The sequence below is a fragment of the Lysinibacillus sp. FSL M8-0355 genome (assembly GCF_038008985.1).
In the GTDB taxonomy this organism is placed as follows: domain Bacteria; phylum Bacillota; class Bacilli; order Bacillales_A; family Planococcaceae; genus Lysinibacillus; species Lysinibacillus fusiformis_D.
Map to the genome: position 1 here is coordinate 4,530,716 of NZ_JBBPAI010000001.1, position 17,788 is coordinate 4,548,503.

The 17,788-nt window shown below is 37.2% G+C and carries 20 protein-coding genes; 4 read left to right on the top strand and 16 right to left on the bottom strand.

Annotated elements, in window-relative coordinates; genetic code table 11:
* The first annotated feature begins 79 nt into the window (after window positions 1–79).
* Window positions 80–1,012, top strand: a complete 933-nt coding sequence (locus MKY46_RS22165) for an aldo/keto reductase (RefSeq protein ID WP_036128769.1) — start codon at window positions 80–82, stop codon at window positions 1,010–1,012.
* A 162-nt stretch (window positions 1,013–1,174) separates the two neighbouring features.
* On the opposite strand, the gene MKY46_RS22170 is transcribed toward MKY46_RS22165, so the two are convergent.
* From MKY46_RS22170 to MKY46_RS22190, 5 genes are all read right to left on the bottom strand, one after another.
* Complete coding sequence (locus tag MKY46_RS22170) at window positions 1,175–2,113, bottom strand: ring-cleaving dioxygenase (RefSeq protein WP_340835409.1); 939 nt, start codon at window positions 2,111–2,113, stop codon at window positions 1,175–1,177.
* 73 nt (window positions 2,114–2,186) lie between these two features.
* Window positions 2,187–2,780, bottom strand: coding sequence for an NADPH-dependent FMN reductase (locus tag MKY46_RS22175; protein WP_036128773.1), 594 nt, complete (start codon window positions 2,778–2,780; stop codon window positions 2,187–2,189).
* A gap of 138 nt (window positions 2,781–2,918) precedes the next feature.
* A complete protein-coding gene (locus tag MKY46_RS22180; protein WP_340835411.1) occupies window positions 2,919–3,263 on the bottom strand; it encodes a YunG family protein in 345 nt (114 codons plus the stop codon).
* Between the two features lie 22 nt (window positions 3,264–3,285).
* Window positions 3,286–3,810 carry a GNAT family N-acetyltransferase gene (locus MKY46_RS22185; protein WP_340835414.1) on the bottom strand — a complete coding sequence of 175 codons (525 nt, stop codon included), beginning with the start codon at window positions 3,808–3,810 and terminating at the stop codon, window positions 3,286–3,288.
* Between the two features lie 14 nt (window positions 3,811–3,824).
* On the bottom strand, window positions 3,825–4,244 hold the full coding sequence (locus MKY46_RS22190; protein WP_036128778.1) for an Lrp/AsnC family transcriptional regulator: 420 nt from the start codon (window positions 4,242–4,244) through the stop codon (window positions 3,825–3,827).
* Window positions 4,245–4,350: 106 nt separating this feature from the next.
* Between MKY46_RS22190 and MKY46_RS22195 the strand changes: the two genes are divergently transcribed.
* On the top strand, window positions 4,351–4,755 hold the full coding sequence (locus MKY46_RS22195; protein ID WP_036128779.1) for a carboxymuconolactone decarboxylase family protein: 405 nt from the start codon (window positions 4,351–4,353) through the stop codon (window positions 4,753–4,755).
* Window positions 4,756–4,851: 96 nt separating this feature from the next.
* Here MKY46_RS22195 and MKY46_RS22200 read toward each other — a convergent pair whose 3' ends face one another.
* Both MKY46_RS22200 and MKY46_RS22205 read right to left on the bottom strand, forming a co-directional pair.
* The gene (locus MKY46_RS22200; RefSeq protein WP_340835415.1) at window positions 4,852–5,274 is read right to left on the bottom strand and encodes an Rrf2 family transcriptional regulator; all 423 of its coding nucleotides are present in this window, start codon (window positions 5,272–5,274) and stop codon (window positions 4,852–4,854) included.
* A 102-nt stretch (window positions 5,275–5,376) separates the two neighbouring features.
* Window positions 5,377–5,904 (bottom strand): cupin domain-containing protein, encoded by a 528-nt coding sequence (locus MKY46_RS22205; RefSeq protein WP_445299956.1) that lies wholly within the window; start codon window positions 5,902–5,904, stop codon window positions 5,377–5,379.
* Between the two features lie 121 nt (window positions 5,905–6,025).
* Between MKY46_RS22205 and MKY46_RS22210 the strand changes: the two genes are divergently transcribed.
* A complete protein-coding gene (locus tag MKY46_RS22210) occupies window positions 6,026–6,484 on the top strand; it encodes an SMI1/KNR4 family protein (RefSeq protein ID WP_340835419.1) in 459 nt (152 codons plus the stop codon).
* Between the two features lie 31 nt (window positions 6,485–6,515).
* On the opposite strand, the gene MKY46_RS22215 is transcribed toward MKY46_RS22210, so the two are convergent.
* The 7 genes from MKY46_RS22215 to MKY46_RS22245 form a co-directional block, all read right to left on the bottom strand.
* Complete coding sequence (locus tag MKY46_RS22215; protein ID WP_340835420.1) at window positions 6,516–7,637, bottom strand: serine hydrolase; 1,122 nt, start codon at window positions 7,635–7,637, stop codon at window positions 6,516–6,518.
* Window positions 7,638–7,650: 13 nt separating this feature from the next.
* Entirely contained in the window at window positions 7,651–8,169 is a 519-nt protein-coding gene (locus MKY46_RS22220; RefSeq protein ID WP_340835717.1) for a DUF4303 domain-containing protein, read from the bottom strand.
* Window positions 8,170–8,707: 538 nt separating this feature from the next.
* Complete coding sequence (locus MKY46_RS22225) at window positions 8,708–9,151, bottom strand: SRPBCC family protein (RefSeq protein WP_080717176.1); 444 nt, start codon at window positions 9,149–9,151, stop codon at window positions 8,708–8,710.
* Between the two features lie 120 nt (window positions 9,152–9,271).
* Window positions 9,272–10,420, bottom strand: a complete 1,149-nt coding sequence (locus tag MKY46_RS22230; RefSeq protein WP_058845238.1) for a sensor histidine kinase — start codon at window positions 10,418–10,420, stop codon at window positions 9,272–9,274.
* Window positions 10,413–11,105 (bottom strand): response regulator transcription factor, encoded by a 693-nt coding sequence (locus MKY46_RS22235; RefSeq protein WP_036128792.1) that lies wholly within the window; start codon window positions 11,103–11,105, stop codon window positions 10,413–10,415. The genes MKY46_RS22230 and MKY46_RS22235 overlap by 8 nt, the downstream gene beginning before the upstream one ends.
* Window positions 11,106–11,897: 792 nt before the next feature.
* Window positions 11,898–12,215 (bottom strand): hypothetical protein, encoded by a 318-nt coding sequence (locus tag MKY46_RS22240; protein ID WP_340835422.1) that lies wholly within the window; start codon window positions 12,213–12,215, stop codon window positions 11,898–11,900.
* A gap of 264 nt (window positions 12,216–12,479) precedes the next feature.
* Entirely contained in the window at window positions 12,480–13,928 is a 1,449-nt protein-coding gene (locus tag MKY46_RS22245; protein ID WP_340835425.1) for an Msr family ABC-F type ribosomal protection protein, read from the bottom strand.
* A gap of 538 nt (window positions 13,929–14,466) precedes the next feature.
* On the opposite strand from MKY46_RS22245, the gene MKY46_RS22250 reads away from it, so the two are divergent.
* The gene (locus MKY46_RS22250; RefSeq protein ID WP_036128798.1) at window positions 14,467–15,306 is read left to right on the top strand and encodes a YitT family protein; all 840 of its coding nucleotides are present in this window, start codon (window positions 14,467–14,469) and stop codon (window positions 15,304–15,306) included.
* A gap of 50 nt (window positions 15,307–15,356) precedes the next feature.
* Here the strand turns inward: MKY46_RS22250 and MKY46_RS22255 are convergent, their stop codons facing one another.
* Complete coding sequence (locus MKY46_RS22255) at window positions 15,357–16,265, bottom strand: D-alanine--D-alanine ligase (RefSeq protein WP_340835426.1); 909 nt, start codon at window positions 16,263–16,265, stop codon at window positions 15,357–15,359.
* Window positions 16,266–16,269: 4 nt separating this feature from the next.
* The gene (locus MKY46_RS22260; RefSeq protein WP_036128802.1) at window positions 16,270–17,718 is read right to left on the bottom strand and encodes an aminotransferase-like domain-containing protein; all 1,449 of its coding nucleotides are present in this window, start codon (window positions 17,716–17,718) and stop codon (window positions 16,270–16,272) included.
* Window positions 17,719–17,788: the final 70 nt, after the last annotated feature.

A 17,788-nucleotide genomic window follows, 5' to 3' on the forward strand; every position in this document is an offset into this window, starting at 1 on the left:
TATGAAACTATTAGTATAGATGTTTGTAAAAATAGGTTTTTATCCTATTCTTGTTATAGAAAAACGAGGAGGTAAGAAGATGAAATTCCATACATTAAAGAAAACTAATATCCGTATTTCAGAAATTGGTCTTGGAACAAATGCTGTTGGTGGTCATAATTTATTTGAAAGCTTAAATGAACAAGATGGAAAGGAGCTAGTGACAACAGCCCTAGATCTTGGAATAACTTTTATTGATACAGCAGACATTTATGGTAAAGGGCGTTCAGAGGAAATCGTTGGGGATGTTTTGAAAAACTATCGTAGGGAAGATTTCGTTTTGGCAACAAAGGCAGCTAAACGTTGGTTTGAAGATGGTACAGTAACAGTAGATAATCATCCAAAATATCTACGACAAGCTTTTGAAAATAGCTTAAATCGCCTCCAATTGGATTATGTAGATCTATACTATTTGCACTTCCCTGATAACGAAACACCCCTTGTTGAATCGATTGGAGAATTATCGCGCTTAAAAGAAGAAGGTAAAATCGGAGCAATAGGAATTTCTAACGTAACATTAGATCAATTAATCGAAGCAAATATGCATAATGATATTTCAGTCTTACAATCTCCTTATAATATGTTAAACCGTTCAGCCGAACAAGATTTACTGCCATACTGTATAAAAAATGATATTTCATTTATTCCTTATGGACCACTCTCATATGGTCTACTTGGTGGCAAGTATACAAAAGATTTTAAACTAGGCGCAGGGGACTGGCGAGTTTCAAACCCCTTATTCCACGGTGAACTGTTTGAACAAACATTAGTTAAAGTAGAGGCGTTAAAGGAAGTAGCAGCAGAAAAACAAACAACATTACCAAATCTGGCTCTTGCTTGGTTATTAGCCCAAGACGGTGTTGATGCCGTTATCCCAGGAGGAAAGCATAAAAGCCAAGTAGCTATCAATGTGGAAGCAACGGATGTCCTGTTAACAAATGAAGATTTAATGAAAATAGAAGGAATTTTATAATAAAAAATGAGAAAAGAGAGGATTTTTGCAAATTCGCTCTTTTCTCATTTTTATTATATTTTAGCTTTGTGCTCTATCGCAATTTTAGCGTAGTTTGACTGTGCAATTCTGCTAACAGCCTGTCATTTTCTTGGATTATTGGAAATTAAGCGACCCCTCTTCTTAATCCAGTTTACGCACTTTAATCGGGATTAATGTTCTTTCTAATTGTTCACGATGCTGTTCGTACTGAAGTGGCAACATTAATTGGCTACCCATTGTCTCAGGTGTTTCGTCATGAGCAAATCCAGGAGGATCTGTAGCGATTTCAAATAGAATTTCGCCAGGCTCACGGAAATAAATCGCATTGAAATAATTACGATCTTTGACTTCCGTTACATGCTGTCCATGGTTCATCACATACTCTTGCCATTCTAAATGATCCGTATTATCTTGAGCTCTCCACGCAATATGGTGAACCGTTCCTACACCCATTTGACCACGTACACCTGCTACTGTTTTTAAATCTACAGTATTACCAATAGCTGCACTTGATTTATAACGAGTATAGTCACCCTCTGTCGCTACCTGTTCAAGGCCCATCACTTCTGTTAAAACTTTTGCCGTTTCTTCAGGATGACTTGAGTATAGTGTAGCTCCACCAAAACCTTTAATAGCAACCTCGGGTGTTACCTCACCAAATGTCCATTCATTGAGCTCGCCTTCCGCACGTGCAACGAGTTCAATATGCAAACCATGTGGGTCGTCCAATTGAATGACTTGCTCACCAAAGCGTTCAGCTTTTTGGAAGGGAACCGAGAATTTTGCTAAGCGATTAATCCAAAATGGAAGTGCCCCTTCTGGTACAACATACGTTGTAACGCCAACTTGGCCATCACCAATACGTCCTTGATAAGCATCTGCCCAAGGGAAGAAGGTAATGATTGTGCCTGGTTTTCCACCTTTATCGCCAAAATATAAATGATATGTGCCAGGATCATCAAAGTTTACAGTTTGCTTCACTAAACGTAAGCCCAACACACCTGCGTAAAAATCAATATTCTCTTGTGGATGCCCTACGATGGCTGTGATATGGTGAATACCTGCTGTATGTTTTTTCATGTTAACAAGCCCTTTCGACTATTTTTCTCACCTTTACTGTGCCCAACTACGTCCTACCTCAAACTGGATAAGCTTAGCGAATTGTATATAAAGCTTTAGACCATGGGATTAATTGATCTAACATTTGGTTCACTGAATCTGATTGTACTTCCTTTGGTTTAAAGTCTGTTCCATTTTCAAAATCTGTGAATAAGGATAATGCTGGGTGAACACGTACATCTGCAATTAATAGCTCTCCCATAATGCCACGTAGATGTTCTGCTGCACGAGCTCCACCTACAGAACCATATGACACGATTCCTGCTGCCTTGTTATTCCACTCAACACGTAAATAGTCTAGTGCATTTTTTAAGGCCCCTGTAATAGAGTGATTATATTCTTGTACGATAAACACAAATCCATCTTGTTTAGCAATAATTTCTGACCAAGCCTGTGCACCCGAAGCATCTTGCCCTGGTTCGCCTAATAATGGCAATTTATAATCAGCAATATCGATCACTGTATAGTTTGCGTCACCACGTAGATCTGCAATTTCCTTTACCCATTGTGCTACTTGAGGGCTTACACGTCCCTCACGTGTCGATCCAATAATAATGCCGATATTTAATTCTGCCATTGTTTGTTCCTCCTCTTTTTTTGAACTAAATAATTTATTCAAAAAACCCATAATTGTACCTCCTGACGAAAGCTAAAGGTTCGAATTCATTTATCTTGAAATTATTTATCTTGAATTCGAGATAATAATAACACGATATTTTTATCAACGTCAACAACTTTGTTTTTAAATTTAAAAAGGCAGAGAAAACTAACTCTCTACCTTCCCTAAAAGCTTATAAACCTGTGATTTTAAATAGCTATATTGCGCATCATTGGTATCATGTAAAGCCTCATTCCTATTTGAATCAATATCCTGATAGTCGATTATGTATGAAAATTGCTCCTCCGTAAAATCCATTTTTACGCCATTAATGACATTATAAAAGTGCCAGCCCTCCTTGAGAAAGGTCTTTCTAATTTCTCCGCCAAGAATATCCTGCACGACTAATGAAGTAACGCCACATTGCCCTTTTGCAAGGTTATCCAAGCTCCATTTAGAACTTGATTGGCTTGACCATAATTTTCTTAAAGCATTTAAAATGTCTTTTTTCATACTATAACTCCTCTCAAACACTTTAAAATGGGACTTCATCCATTTTTATTGGTGTTGAGTTCCCTGTAATCCAATCATCTTTAATAGCACTATAGACAATACTATCTGTCACGGTACCGTCCTCATTTTCCCAAGCATTTCTTAAATAGCCCTCTTTCACAAAGCCAGCTTTACTAAAGCATTTTCGCATCCCCATATTATCGGCTCTAGTATAGCCTTCAATACGAATCTTACCTTTTTCGCCAAATAGATAATCTTGTAACCAACGGAGGGCTTTGACCCCATAGCCTTTACCCCTACACTTTGCATCTAAGCGAATATCAAAAAGTGGAATCGTATCACTTATATCATGAATAAAGAGAATCCCGACTTTTTCCCCTTCCTCAAGTAGCCAATGTGTTTCACGATCGTTCTTATAGTAACCCTCCACATATGCAGCTCGAATGGACTCTTCTTTTACCAGTGGATTCGTGTGATACAACCATTTATTTTGAGTGAGTAACTGTACTAAATCATCAATTTCTTCTTCAAATAATTTGAATTCCATTAATAGCTCCTTTCTTAAATGTCCTCACATATATCAGAAAAAATAAAATTGGTTTTTGTATGTGCATATGGCTGTAATACATCAATAAACTGCTCAACATCAGAAAAAGTTTGAAAATGCCCTTTTAATAAAAAACATGCCTCACCTGATATTCGATAACAAAAATCTATCGTTGTATACGTCTTAATAAGATCTTTAAAATCTGCATAGCGGTTGTTTTTTATTGTCGCCTCAATGATAGCCTCAACTGGATAGCCTAATGCCTTTTTATTAATAGCCAAAGTATATTTTTTTATGACTTCCTGTTCCTCTAATTGCCTTACTCTTTCACGAACAGCTGGTGCCGATAAATGTACTCGTCTCCCTAATTCACTCATAGAAATACGACTATCCTCTTTTAATTCTTTCAGTATCCTTTCATTAATGAAATCCATTATGGCAATACCCCTTCTTTTTAAAAGGAAACGATTATAATTTCCTTCGAATTCGCATGTTAACTTCGTTATTCATATTTTACACTAATGAAAGGAGGGATGTTTGATGACACTTATTCATTTACACGACAAGGGCTTAACGCCATTTCAACAACTATTAGGCTATAACGAGGGAATTCAGCTGCACTGGCAACAGTTGGGGGAGGTACTCGAAAAAGACGGGCATCTATCCGCTTCATTAAAAGAAGAGGTTCGAAAAACATTAGCTCAAAAAAATGGCTGTCAGTATTGTAAGGCAAAAGGCAAACCAGATCCACAATACTATGATGAGAAAACAGCCGTATGTACAGGTTTTGCAGAAGCATTCTTAGCTTCAAAAGGTCACACTGCGGCCAATGTCACAGCTGTATTAAAGGATTATTTAACAGCAGCCGAGATTAGCGAGCTACTAGCATTTATTTGCTTCGCGACAGCACAGCAATATTTTGGTGCTCTTATGCAATTAAAATAACGGAACTAGGGGTCTTCCCTAGTTCCTATCCACCAATTTGAACGTTCTATCCATCACATTTAGTGCTGTATCCACCGCTTTTTGCATGCTATCCATCTAAATCGATTTTCTATCGATTTTATTAGCTATATCTATAATAAATTGCTTACTAAGCTCCTCTTTCATATTATTCTCAGCACCCACCATCACTTGTTCAATAAGACAGCCTTGATGATGAAAGACATCTTCATGATCTGAAGTACAACTAAATAATGAGGTTTGTCCTTCAATCGCATAAATCACATCTAAGAAAGAAATTTCTTGTGGACGCTTAGAAATACGGTAACCACCGTTGACACCTGGATTCGACTCAATTAAACCTGCCTTCACAAGCTTTGTTAATATTTTCGAAAGATAGGTTGGTGATAATTTCTGCATTTCTGCTAGAGACTCTACGCTCATTGATTTCCCTTTAGGATTGAGCGTTAAAAACACCATCGTATGTAACGCATAATTTGTTGCTTTTGAATATTTCATCATTAATCACCTCCATTCAGGACTATTACTATCTGTAATTAAAACACATTCTACCATATATCAAGAAAAAAGCATGTTTTGCAGAAAAACACGCTTTATGATTTCTTATTCACGCTGCCCATAGCCTTCTTCTTCAGCCATGGCATCAGCCTTTGTCATATGAACAGTTCCAAATGGATGGTTTGGTGGTGCATAAATTGTGTAAAGCTTTAGCGGTTTATTGCCTATATTCGTAACATTATGCCATGTCCCTGCTGGCACCATAATGGCCATATCTTCAGACACGTGTCTTTGGAAGTTTAAATAATCTTTACTTGGTCCCATCTGTGTAACGCCATGCCCTTCCTCAATACAAATAAATTGATCGACGTGAGGGTGTACTTCTAAGCCAATATCTTCCCCAACGTTAAGGCTCATCACAGTTACTTGTAAGTGTGGCCCTGTCCATAGTACTGTTCGATAATTTTTGTTGTGCTTTGTAGTCTCTTCAATGTTGACAACGAATGGTCCTGATCCAAAATCATTCTGGACATTACTTCTTGGCACTCGTTCTTCCTGATTTGGATAGGCCCAATAAACAGGTTGATAACCGTAATTATACAGTAGATAATTACCGTAATAAGGGTGGTACATGTAACTCAATCCTCTCATACATGATAACGCTATATTATGCAGTTGAATGAAAGAAGGTACTCCGTTTGCACGTTGAATTATTAATGGAGTGCTATTTATAAACAGATTGGAGGTAGCTGCCATGTACGCTAGATTAGCAGAAATGCTAGCAAGTACTACGGTGATTAAATGGTTTCCTGGACATGATGTTGAAGATGATTGGATTGTAGAAGCTGAAGTGGAATTAGGGTACAGCTTACCACCATCCTATTGCTGGTGGTTAAAAAATTATGGCAATGGGCAACTGAATGGTGGATCTATTCTCACAATCGGTCAACTAGCATACAGAGACATCGATCATACAGATATTCTTTATATACATCGTCTTAACTTGGCTGACAAGGATTGGTGTAAACAATATCCGAATAGGGTAGATCTATTTGTTCCAGACGCAGACGAACTATATTTTTTTAATACATCATCAAAAGATGAACATGGTGAGTTTTCAGTTATGTGCTTTGACTTATTGAATGACATGATTTATGAATATGCTTCTACTTTCTCAAAGTTTCTCGAAAAATTAATGGATGAACGGAGCTAATAATGTAAGTTGCCTTATCTATAGAGGCAACTCACAACTCAGAAAACTCTTTTTTAAGACGCTTGCGAAACTTATCATCTGTCAGAAATCTCAATTGAAAACTATTCATACTATTAGATAGTTTAATTTGTTCCAATGTATTTAAGTTGTTAGCAAAAAAGGCAATTTCCGTTTGATTCCCTTCTTTATCTTCCGCATAGGCTGCTAGTGTTAAGACAAATGCAGTCGATCCACCCTTTTGACCTGCATGTGTTAGCCATTCTTGATTTTTAGGATTCTGCATCAACTGTTCCATTACGGGATCTAAGTATTTATGTACCTCTGCACTGAAGAAATTTTTATTATTCAATTTTTCTAAAATAGAGATGTAATCGTTTGTAGTGGCCCTTATTAAACGGTCAGACCATATCTTTTGAAAATCCATATTGAGCAGTTTTTGTGCCTCTGCTTTCTCCTCGTAAGTCAAAGGTTGCTCTATCCAACTGGCGTGAATAGACGATGCACGCTCACGATATTCAGCCATATCCATTTCTTGCAAAGCCGCTAATGTTTCTTTTTTCGTTAAATTTTTTTCTTTCAAGACTTGAACCGGGATATGGAGTGCACTGACGATTGGATATAATGGTTCATGATCCTCTACATGTAGCTGTGTAAGCACATCATTAATCGCTTGAAAACCTAATACATGCATTAAATATTCCGTATTCGCATTGGAACTATAAGCAATCATACCACTTGCGACTTCACTTAAAGGCACATGATCCACACCCTGAAGGTTTAACTGCGCTAACCATGCTTCATGTGCACCTCCATCCGTTTTAGGAATATAAAATACCTCTAACTCCTTTAGATCAACCTGTTGCTGAGGATTAATGCGACCCTCTGCTGCTTGCTGTGCATAGGCTATAGCGACGATGATTTTAACTGTACTTGCTAATGGCAGCTGTTCCTTAGTGTTTAATTCCACCCAATATTGTTGATTGCGTTGAATGGCTACGGAAACATTTTTATCAGCTCTATGTTCCTTTATAAATTGAACAATATATTCTGGGTCGTCCTTCTTAATCTCTTTTTGAAACTTCCAAAAGACAATACCTATTACTAACCCTGCACAAATTAAAATGCCACCCATCATCCAATATAATTTTTTCACTTTCATCCCTCCATCACTCGTCTGCTTCCACCAACCATTGCTGCAATGCTGTAGACGACTGGTTTAATTGCAACGCTATTTCTATGTTTACTTCATCTGGGGGCATCACTTCCACGAGTATACAAATAGCGTCTCTTGTTTGATTCAAGGCAAATAGTCCCTCCTCATCAAGCTTTTTCATGGCTAATTCCATTGCTGTTAGCCGGAATGTCAATTCTTGCTGCCATTTTTCACCCCCAAGGACATTGATATTAGGTCGGTCATTCAAGTACTGACATACATTTGTAAAATACTCTTCACCGAAGCAACAATAAGGAGAATCTGCATAAGACCATTTGATAAGAGCAGCCTTTTCAGATTGAGAGTTGTTGCTATTTCTTGCCTGTTTAGTAGCTTCCCGCTCCAATGCTTCCCACGACCAAGCTGAAACGTTCGGAGCATGCCCTTCGCCAGTTGTATATAGCGTACAGTAATAGTCCCGCTCACCATTTTTAAATAAATTCGGAAATGATTTTCTTGCAGCATTAACAATTTCCTCTACTAAAGTCTCCGGTAGGCATCATAACTATGAATATCTCCTTTAACTTGCTTTAGGTATATAGAACGTGTTATCGACGGATAGCACCTTTTTCAATTTGATAGTAAGACACAAAAAACCATCTCTAATCTTCATTTAGGTGGTTTTAAATGTTTCAATTTAGTCATCGACCCTTCTTGAGAAATAAGACTAATGCTAATGAAGCCAAAAAGAATAAACTTAGATGGAAACTAACCAAATTAGCAATGTATTGAATGTAATAATGAGTATTAAGTATTGTACTTTGTTGTCGCATTAAAGTAGAAATAATTGTTGGACTAAATAACGAAATAACAGCGATAACAATTATACAACTTGAAAACATTTTCTTATCCAAAAAATCACCTACCAATTCTGTTCAGAAGTATCTATAGGTTTTTGAATAAGATGCTCCCACTAGTTTTCCTGCAACTCCACTCCCAAGACTCATCTCTCCTATAGTGGTAGCAGCATTTAATAAAGTTTAAGGTCATTGCATTGTAAGCTACATACACTAATGAATTAACGAAGCTCTTAAACTGCTAATGCCATTTTCTAAATATCCTTTGAGGCATGTTAACATATAAACCCAACCCTCTTTTTGCCCCATCATTTTTGCCATAATCTCTGGGTCATGGGCATTAAACCCTGACTCTACTACAGTAATAATGGTTTCGCCTTGTAATTCTTCAAGAGTGATGGTAACCATCGTCACTTCACCATGCTCTTCACCCCATACAAACATAATTTTTTCATTAGCCTCCATTTCCAGCACAGTGATTACACCCTCAGCATGATACTCATCATATCTAAGCGTAATCCTTTTACCCGCTCCCCATCTTTCAGAGCTATCAGAGAACCAATAATGCCCAATTTCAGTAGGAGAAATAATGGCTTCAAAAACTTTATGGACTGGCTGCCTGATTTTTAATTTCGTCGTCACATCCGTATTCATCATCGATCATCATCCTTTTTGTAATATTTATCTACACATTCTTCGCCAAATTTTCCCTTTTACCTCTCTAATAATAAAAATTAACTAAAAAAGTGTGATTCCCCTAATGGTAAAATCACACTTTTATATTGGTAAAATGATCTCAAATGTTGTACCGACATTTAATGTACTTTGGACGTTTACTTTCCCATGATGCTTTTCAACGATGGTTCTGACAATAGATAAACCTAACCCAGAGCCACCCAACTCACGGGCTCGGGAGTGATCGACACGGTAAAACGGCTCAAAAATATAGTGTAGCTGATCATTTGGTATCCCAATTCCTGAATCTGTAATTGTAATATGAGTAGCTCCATTCTTAACCTGTCCACGAACTTCAACCATTCCATTCTTGTGGTTGTACTTAATCGCATTTTCAATCATATTAGAAAAAACTCTATAGAGTAATGTTTGATTTCCCGTTATCGTTTTCACATCAATATCTACAGAAATAGCGATATTTTTTTCTATACATAAAGGCTGTAATTCTTGGGTAATCGTGTCTAACATTGCTTTGAGCTCAATATCATCAGAAAAATGTTCCGTTTGCTCATAAGCTAATGTTAACAGATCGTTCACAACCTGGATGAGCCTTTGTGTGCCTTGCTCTGTCACCTCTAAATTTTCCTTATAATCTTCTACTGTTGGTGATTTTTCCAGTTTTAAAACCTGGATACCTGCCTTCATGGTTGTTAGTGGTGTTTTCAATTCATGTGCTGCATTTGCGGCAAAGCTCTTTTGGTACAGAAACGATTTTTCTAGTCGATCTAGCATGTGATTAAATGAAGCTGTAAGATCCCCTATTTCATCTTTTGTAGAAATATGTTCGATACGTTGAGCTAAATTATGTTCGCTTATATTTCCGATTTTTTGACTAAGATCATGAACTGGCTTTAAAGCCCGACCAGCCACTACATAAATGGTAGCTATCCCTGCTACAATAATAATTAACATCCATATGACACTCTGATTGATAAATTTCTTTTTCGCTTCTCTTACATCCGTAATCTTTATTTGAGCAACGATATCATGATTCATCTTGGTTTCTACTGTCGCCTCATCTATGATTTCTTTGTGAAGCCTATTTTCTTGATTGAGTATCGTTGTCGTAATAGGTTGAACAATTTTTTCCTCGGCACTATAAATCGATAGGAACGTTAACAAAATTGTAACCACTACAAAAATACAGCCAGTTAAAAGGGTCAGCCTCATTCTTAATGTTAAGTTATTCATATGAACCTCTATCATTTTCTGCAATGATATAACCTTGTCCTCGGATTGTCTGAATCACTTCTATTTCCCCCAAAACATCTGCCATTTTTTTTCGTAATGAATGGATATGGAACTTGAGTGAATTTGAAAATAAATCCGTTTCACTGTCCCATACATGCTCTATCAACTCCTCTGAGCTAATGACTTTATTTTGATGTAGCATGAGATATTCTAGAATAGCATATTCCTTTTTGGTAACATGTATCATCTCACCATCCACTAAAACTATTTTCTTTGAGCTATCAAGTGTTATATTTTCAAAAGATATAATGGCGCTTTTTTGACTAAAAGACCGCCTTAATAAGTTGCGTATACGCGCATCCAACTCTTGAAAATCAAAGGGCTTTATTAAATAATCATTGGCTCCACAATCAAGACCCAATATTTTATCATGAATAGCTGAACGTGCTGAAAGGATAAGTATTTTCACATCCTCGCTCTGAACTCGAATCTGCTCTAACACCTCTATGCCATCCATTTTGGGTAGGTTTAAGTCCAATATAATAAGGTCATATTCATTGATTTCGAATAATTCTAATGCTTCCTTACCATCAAAAGCTGTATCAACGGCATAGCCAGATTTCTTTAACCCTTTAGAGATGATCCTGGATAAGACAGCCTCATCTTCGACCAATAAAAGTTTCATTCGTTCTATCCACCTTTAAAAATCAGACTTTTTTAACGAACCGTTAGTTTCATAAATTTTGCTAACAAACAAGTCCTACCCCTTTGTACTAGAATAGCCTACTTGAATTAGCTTTTAAAATAATTTAAGTCAACTAACACTTGTCTCTTTTACCTTTACATAGTAAGAAGCTAGTTTTGATTTTTCAAAACAAGCTTCTTCATAGTGTTGAAAAACAAAACAGTCAATTGAAAGGTAGAAATGGATTTCCGTTGCAGGCTACTTGCTTTCCTGTGGGCGAGCGCCGAGCCGCTTCCTCCGCTACCGCTCCGTGCAGGGGCTCGCCTGTCTCGCTAGCCCACGGGAGTCAAGTAGCCTTCCACTCCAATCCATAAAAATGTTTCTTTTGAGCAAAGGCAAATAAAGTGAAAGTATTCACTACTCTTTCTGGAGGGGTGTTGTCACTCACCACTTCTTCACGTTGAAAATAAGGAGCTATCCTTTCTCTCACCAGACAAATAAGGAGCGATTTTGATCGTGACGGCTCGTATGAAAGAGAAATAAAATCCACTTTTGCCAAATGGTTGATTGGAGTGGAGCCAGCGTCACTCCTAGGGGATCTAGCGTCATAGCTGAGACCCTGGAGCAAACGGAAGTGAGTGAAGCGGCTCAGCTGACGCCCCCTGGAAAGGACGCTGGCGGAACGGAAATCAACCCCTCACCTTGCAAAGTTGCTTTTTTTCCCTTTGACATTATCTTTTTTCAACAACATGAAGAAGCTTGTTTTGATTTTTCAAAACAAGCTTATTTTCATTACTTATCCTTTTCCCCGCCATCAACTATTGTTTTTGTCATCATCACAGCACCCTCAGGAATAGCTGGCATTTCACCAGGTTCAAAGGTTTTTACACCCATTTTGACTGATTCTTTTTCATTTAATTTTGCTTTTTTCATTAACAAGCCTTTAGGAACCTCCTTTTTCTCTCCAGGCTTAAGTATCTTCATATCAGCCTTGATTGATTGTGCCCCTTTTTCATTCTCATCATTTGAAGAAGCTAATGCAGAAAATGAAAAACCACCTGTTAATAAACCTAATGCTAGTGTTCCTACCCCTAATGCTCTTAATTTCATAAATATCCCTCCAAGAAAATGATTTGTAACAATGGTTACAGACCAAGTATATCGATTGCTAGGTTAGAGGAAGGTTAGATTTTATAATAATTGATGATTTCTTTTACATTCCTATAATGTTCAAAATTTCGCTGACACATTTGTTTTGAATATCGATCATCATTCCTTTTTATAGTGTATTGACGTTTTATATACTCTTCTTATGAATATAAATTCAATAAAAAAAGGTGCGATTCTCCTGCTGATAGAATCGCACCTTCCCATTTAAAATATTTTATTACTTTCTATAGTAAACTGTAAATCTGCTACATTTGCGATAAAATTCTTATCATGTGTCACGAAGATGATTGTTCCCTCATAAGCCATTATAAATTGCTCTAGCGCCTCTAATGCTTGAATATCTAAGAAGTTGGTTGGCTCATCCAGTAACAGTATATTAAAGTTCCCCAAAAACAGATAACAAAGCTGGAGTCGTATCGCTTCACCACCACTTAATAACTTCACACTTTTTTGTATATCATTTCCTACAAACTGCATGGAATTTAGAACACTTCGTAGAAAACCCTCATCGTAATCAGAGCGATTTTTTAAAAATTGGAGGACCGTTTCCTCACTTTTAAATTGGTAGCTCATCTGATGAAAATAGCCTATTTTGGCCTTAGGGGAAATGGTTAACCCATCCCCATAGTTTGCAATATGTTGTAGTAATGTACTTTTTCCACAACCGTTACTACCTGCAAGCGCAATCTTTTTACCTAATGGTATTTGGAAGTTTACTTTATTCAATAGTAGTTTCCCTGGTACGTGTAAAGTGAATTGCTCTGCCATAATCGGAAATTTATTGTGTAGTTCCAAAGCTTTCGATTGTCGAAAAACTATTTTTCTCTCTACCTGTACCGCATCTACTTTCTGAAGCTTCTCTATGCGATGTTCTATCGCTTTGGCTGCACGTTGTACGCTTTTTTGACTCGTACCTTTGGACTTTGTCATAAACATACGATTCGGTTTTGCATGAGCTTCTCTTTTTGACATGCTCCCTGCTTGGGTAATTTTTTCAGCTTTTCTCATTTTTTTATCAACAGCTCGTTCAAGACGACTTCTTTCCTTCAAGTATAAGTCATGCGCCTGACTTTGTTGATCTCGCTCTACCTGCTTTTGCTGAGCATAATTACTATAATTTCCAGAATAAATATTTATTCTGCCTCCATCAACCTCCCAGATCGTTGTGACCAATTCATCTAGTACAGCACGATCATGGCTAATTAGTACAAGCGCGCCATAATAATAACGCAATTCATCCAGTAAAAACGAAATACCCTCTTGATCTAAATGTGTTGTTGGTTCATCAATGAGCAGTGCTTCCTCATAAGAAGAAAGTAATTGTGCTAACTTCAATCTCGTTTGCTCCCCACCACTTAGTCCTTCAGAATATGGAGGAACAGCTAATTTTCCTAATAACTGTGCCTCTACCTCTACGAACGTTGGTGCTTCCATTTGTTCAAAATATCCAAAATGAACATGACTCTTTAACATCCCACTCGTCGGCTGAATTTTGCTAGCAAGTAACTTCATTAATGTACTTTTTCCAGCACCATTTTTCCCAACGATGCCGATCCAATCGAATTGGTGAATAGCTAATTTTTCAATGTTTAAAATTTCTTTATCTAAATAATTTACGATTACATGCTCTAATTCAAAGCAAATTTTCTCCATATTGCTACCTCCCGAAAATAAATCATTTCGTATCGATAGCTATGGTATCGATACGAGCTTTTAGTTAAAGCCCGTATCAAAAGAATAATAGCATATGCATTATATCTTCCCCCTTATTGGGTAAATAAAAAACACAGACAATGTGCCTGTGATCTAAGTAACTGAGATATATTAGGAAAGTTGGCTCACTAAATAAAGGCGTGAGCTCCCTTTGTTGTGTTATGAAAGATGATTAAAAAAGGACAGACTATCCCGTATACTCTGGTTTCACAAACAGAGTTATTGACCCTATTCAGTTATTGGTTCAAAACGGTAAAACGTAGTCTCATTGAATAGCCCATTTTTTTTAATCCTCCTTAAAAGTGTTATGATTATTATAAATATTTTTCCCAATTAGTCAAGGTCTCCCAGACTAAAGACATACAAAAAAAGGTCGATATATCATAAATGAACATTACAAAAAGTATATCATTTGGTGAAAACCTGATATAGTATGGATTTAAGAAAAAATCTAAATTGATATGGTGGTGTTATGTGAATGAAAAAATACGTAATGGATATTTTAATGATTATGCTTGGATCACTGCTCTTTGCCCTTGCAGTTAACTTATTTGTCATTCCGAATGATTTGGGTGAAGGCGGCGTAACAGGCTTAACAATTATTGCCTATTATCTTTTCGGATGGTCTCCGAGTATTGTCAGCTTTATCATGAATGCAGCTTTACTAATGGTTGGCTATAAATTCCTAAATAGACAAACAACAATCTATACTATCATTGCGGTCTCTTTCCATTCTTTATTCTTACATTTAACAGAATCTTGGTCTATTTCCTCAGATGAGATTATCGTAAATACGATTTTTGGTGGCGTATTTGCCGGGGTTGGTATCGGCTTAATTATTAGAGTTGGTGGTACAACAGCGGGTTCTACGATTTTAGCTAGAATTACCAACAAATACCTTGGCTGGAGTATTAGCTATGGACTTTTATTCTTTGATTTAATTGTTGCTTTTTCATCTTATTTTATCATCGGTGCAGAGGCATTAATGCTAACGATTATTATGCTCTATGTTGGTACAAAGGTGATGGAATTTGTGATTGAGGGCGTTAACCCTAAAAAAGCTGTTACCATTATCTCAAAGAAACCAGAAGACATTGCTGGACAGGTGACTGCTTATATGAACCGTGGAGTTACTGTTCTTTCAGGTCATGGCTATTATACAAAGGAACAAAAAGAAATTCTGTATATCGTCATTAGTAAACAAGAAGTTGTGAAGCTCAAAAAAATTGTCAAAGAAGTCGATAAAGATGCCTTTATTGCCATTCATGATGTAAGGGACGTTTTTGGAGAAGGCTTTATTGAACTAGCAAAATCTTAAGACAGTCAAAACACCTTTTGTAAGTTACAACAAAAAGGTGTTTTTTCTATTTACCTATTTCTATCGATCTGTAAGGAGCTTTCAATAATACTGTCCAATAGTGCTGGATAACTGATGCCAGCAGCCAGTGCACTTTTTGGTAGAAGGCTATTTTGCGTCATTCCAGGCAATGTATTAACCTCTAACACATAAGGGACGCCATCCTTAATTAACATATCTACTCTAGCATAAACACTGCATCTTAAAGTCTTGTAGCTTAGCATCGCAGCTTTTGCCACACGATCATGAATCGCAAGTGGGAGTTCCACAGGCTCCTCTATCGTAGAAGCATCATCATATTTCGCCTGGTAGTCAAAAAATACTGCCGTATGTTTGATTGAAAGGACTGGCAAAAGCTTCTCATTGAGGATTGGGCATGTTATTTCGTCACCAATCAAGTACTGCTCAATAATGATTTCGTTATCCCACCTAAATACCTCTGCTACAGCAGTCAATAAGGCACTCTGATTATGGACAATTTGAACACCTACACTAGAGCCACCAGCATTTGGTTTCACTACAAGCGGATAACCAATATGTTCTATATCCTGTAAGGGCAGCTCCTCTCCTTTGATGAGATGTATCCAATCTGGTGTTGCAACACCTTCATATCGCAATATTTTTTTAGCCATATTTTTATCCATGCACAAGCTACTTGCTAGAAGACCACTTCCTGTATAAGGAATACCCAATGTTTCTAGTACCCCTTGAATCGTACCATCCTCCCCAAACTTTCCATGCAGTGCTAACAAAGCGACATCAATGCCACCTAGCCTGTCAATTACCTCTTTGTTGTCATCTAAAGTAATGGCAACAACCTCATATTTTTGCTTATCTAATTGAGCGACCATTTCTTTACCTGTCATAATGGAAACCTCCTTTTCAGAGGAAGTACCTCCCATAATTACGCCAACCTTCATTTTCTCAACCCCTCATATCATTTTTCAATGTATCACCTATGATTTGAATACCACGAACAATATCGTCATCTGCTAAACGAGAAAAACCTAAACGAAATGTATTACTGCCTTTCCCATTTGTGAAAAATACATCTCCTGGGTAAAACACTACGCCCTTGTCATAGCACTTCTCCAGTAGCAGACGTGCATCAATTCCCTCTTCTAGCTCTATAAAAAGATGGAGCCCACCATCTCCTGTGATTCTACTAAACGGAATGAATTGCATACAGGCTTGACGAGCAAGCTCATATTTTTTTTTATAGACAGACCTTGCCTTCTTTAAATATTTTTCAAAATAGCCATCCTGCAAATATTGATATAATACCGCCTGATCAAGTGTTGACGTATGAATCGTTCGAGCTCTTTTCATGCTTTCTAAGCAGTCGATTAACGCCTTATCTGCTAAAATCCAGCCAACACGTAAGCCTGGGAAAAGTATTTTAGAAAAGCTGCCAATATAGACAATGTTATTACCTTTACCACTAAAAGCGATCAGCGGCGCCAAATGAGCGCTTAAATACCTTAATTCCTCATTAAAGCCATCCTCTACGACGGGAATTTGATATTTTGCAAAAAGCTGAAAAATAGCATTCCGTTTTTCTGAGGAAGTAACAATTCCAGTAGGATTATGATAAGACGGAATGAGATAGGCAAAATCAAATTCTTTTGCTGCTAAGGCTTTTTCCACCTGATCCATATCAATGCCATCATCTTTCATATCAATGCCATGTATCTCTAACCCATGCAAACGGAAAAGCTTTAATGCTGCGTGGTGTGTAGGATTTTCACATAGTACACGCCCTGATTTTTTAGCTAAAGAGGACAATAAAATATCTAGCCCCTCTGTAAAACCATTTGTAATGACAATATCTTTATTAGAAATGTCTACACCCTTCAATTCCATATAACTGAGAAGATAGTCAATTAAAGGCTTATAGCCCTTTGCATAGCCATAGTTTAAGACAACATCTCCTTCAATCGACATTCTTGTAAGAAACGCCCTTTTGAAATTTTCAACATCAAAAAGCTTTTCTTCCGGGGCAATACTAGTGAAGGAGATCATTCCTTTTTGCCACTGTATATCTTGTCGTAATAAATCAATTTCATCTGCTAATAAAGTGGTTGCATTCAGCCTTTGCTTCCAGTCCATTTCAATAGACGCTGTTTTCAATGGCGTGACCTTCCCTACAAAATGCCCTATTCCCTTCTTTGCATAGATGATGCCATCTAGCTCTAATTCGGCATATGCGTTCAAGACCGTATTTCTACTGATTGATAATAGCTTACTAAGTTCACGGGTAGATGGAAGCTTTTGATGTTCTAACAGATGCCCTTTGACAATCATATCTTGAACATAATCCTTCAATTGCACATAAACCGGACGTTCATCCATAAGCTTAAAATCACTAAACACTTCCTAACCCCCTTGCTTCATTTTTTCATAACCCTTGCCAACCTAAAAGGTCCACCTAATATGTAATTTC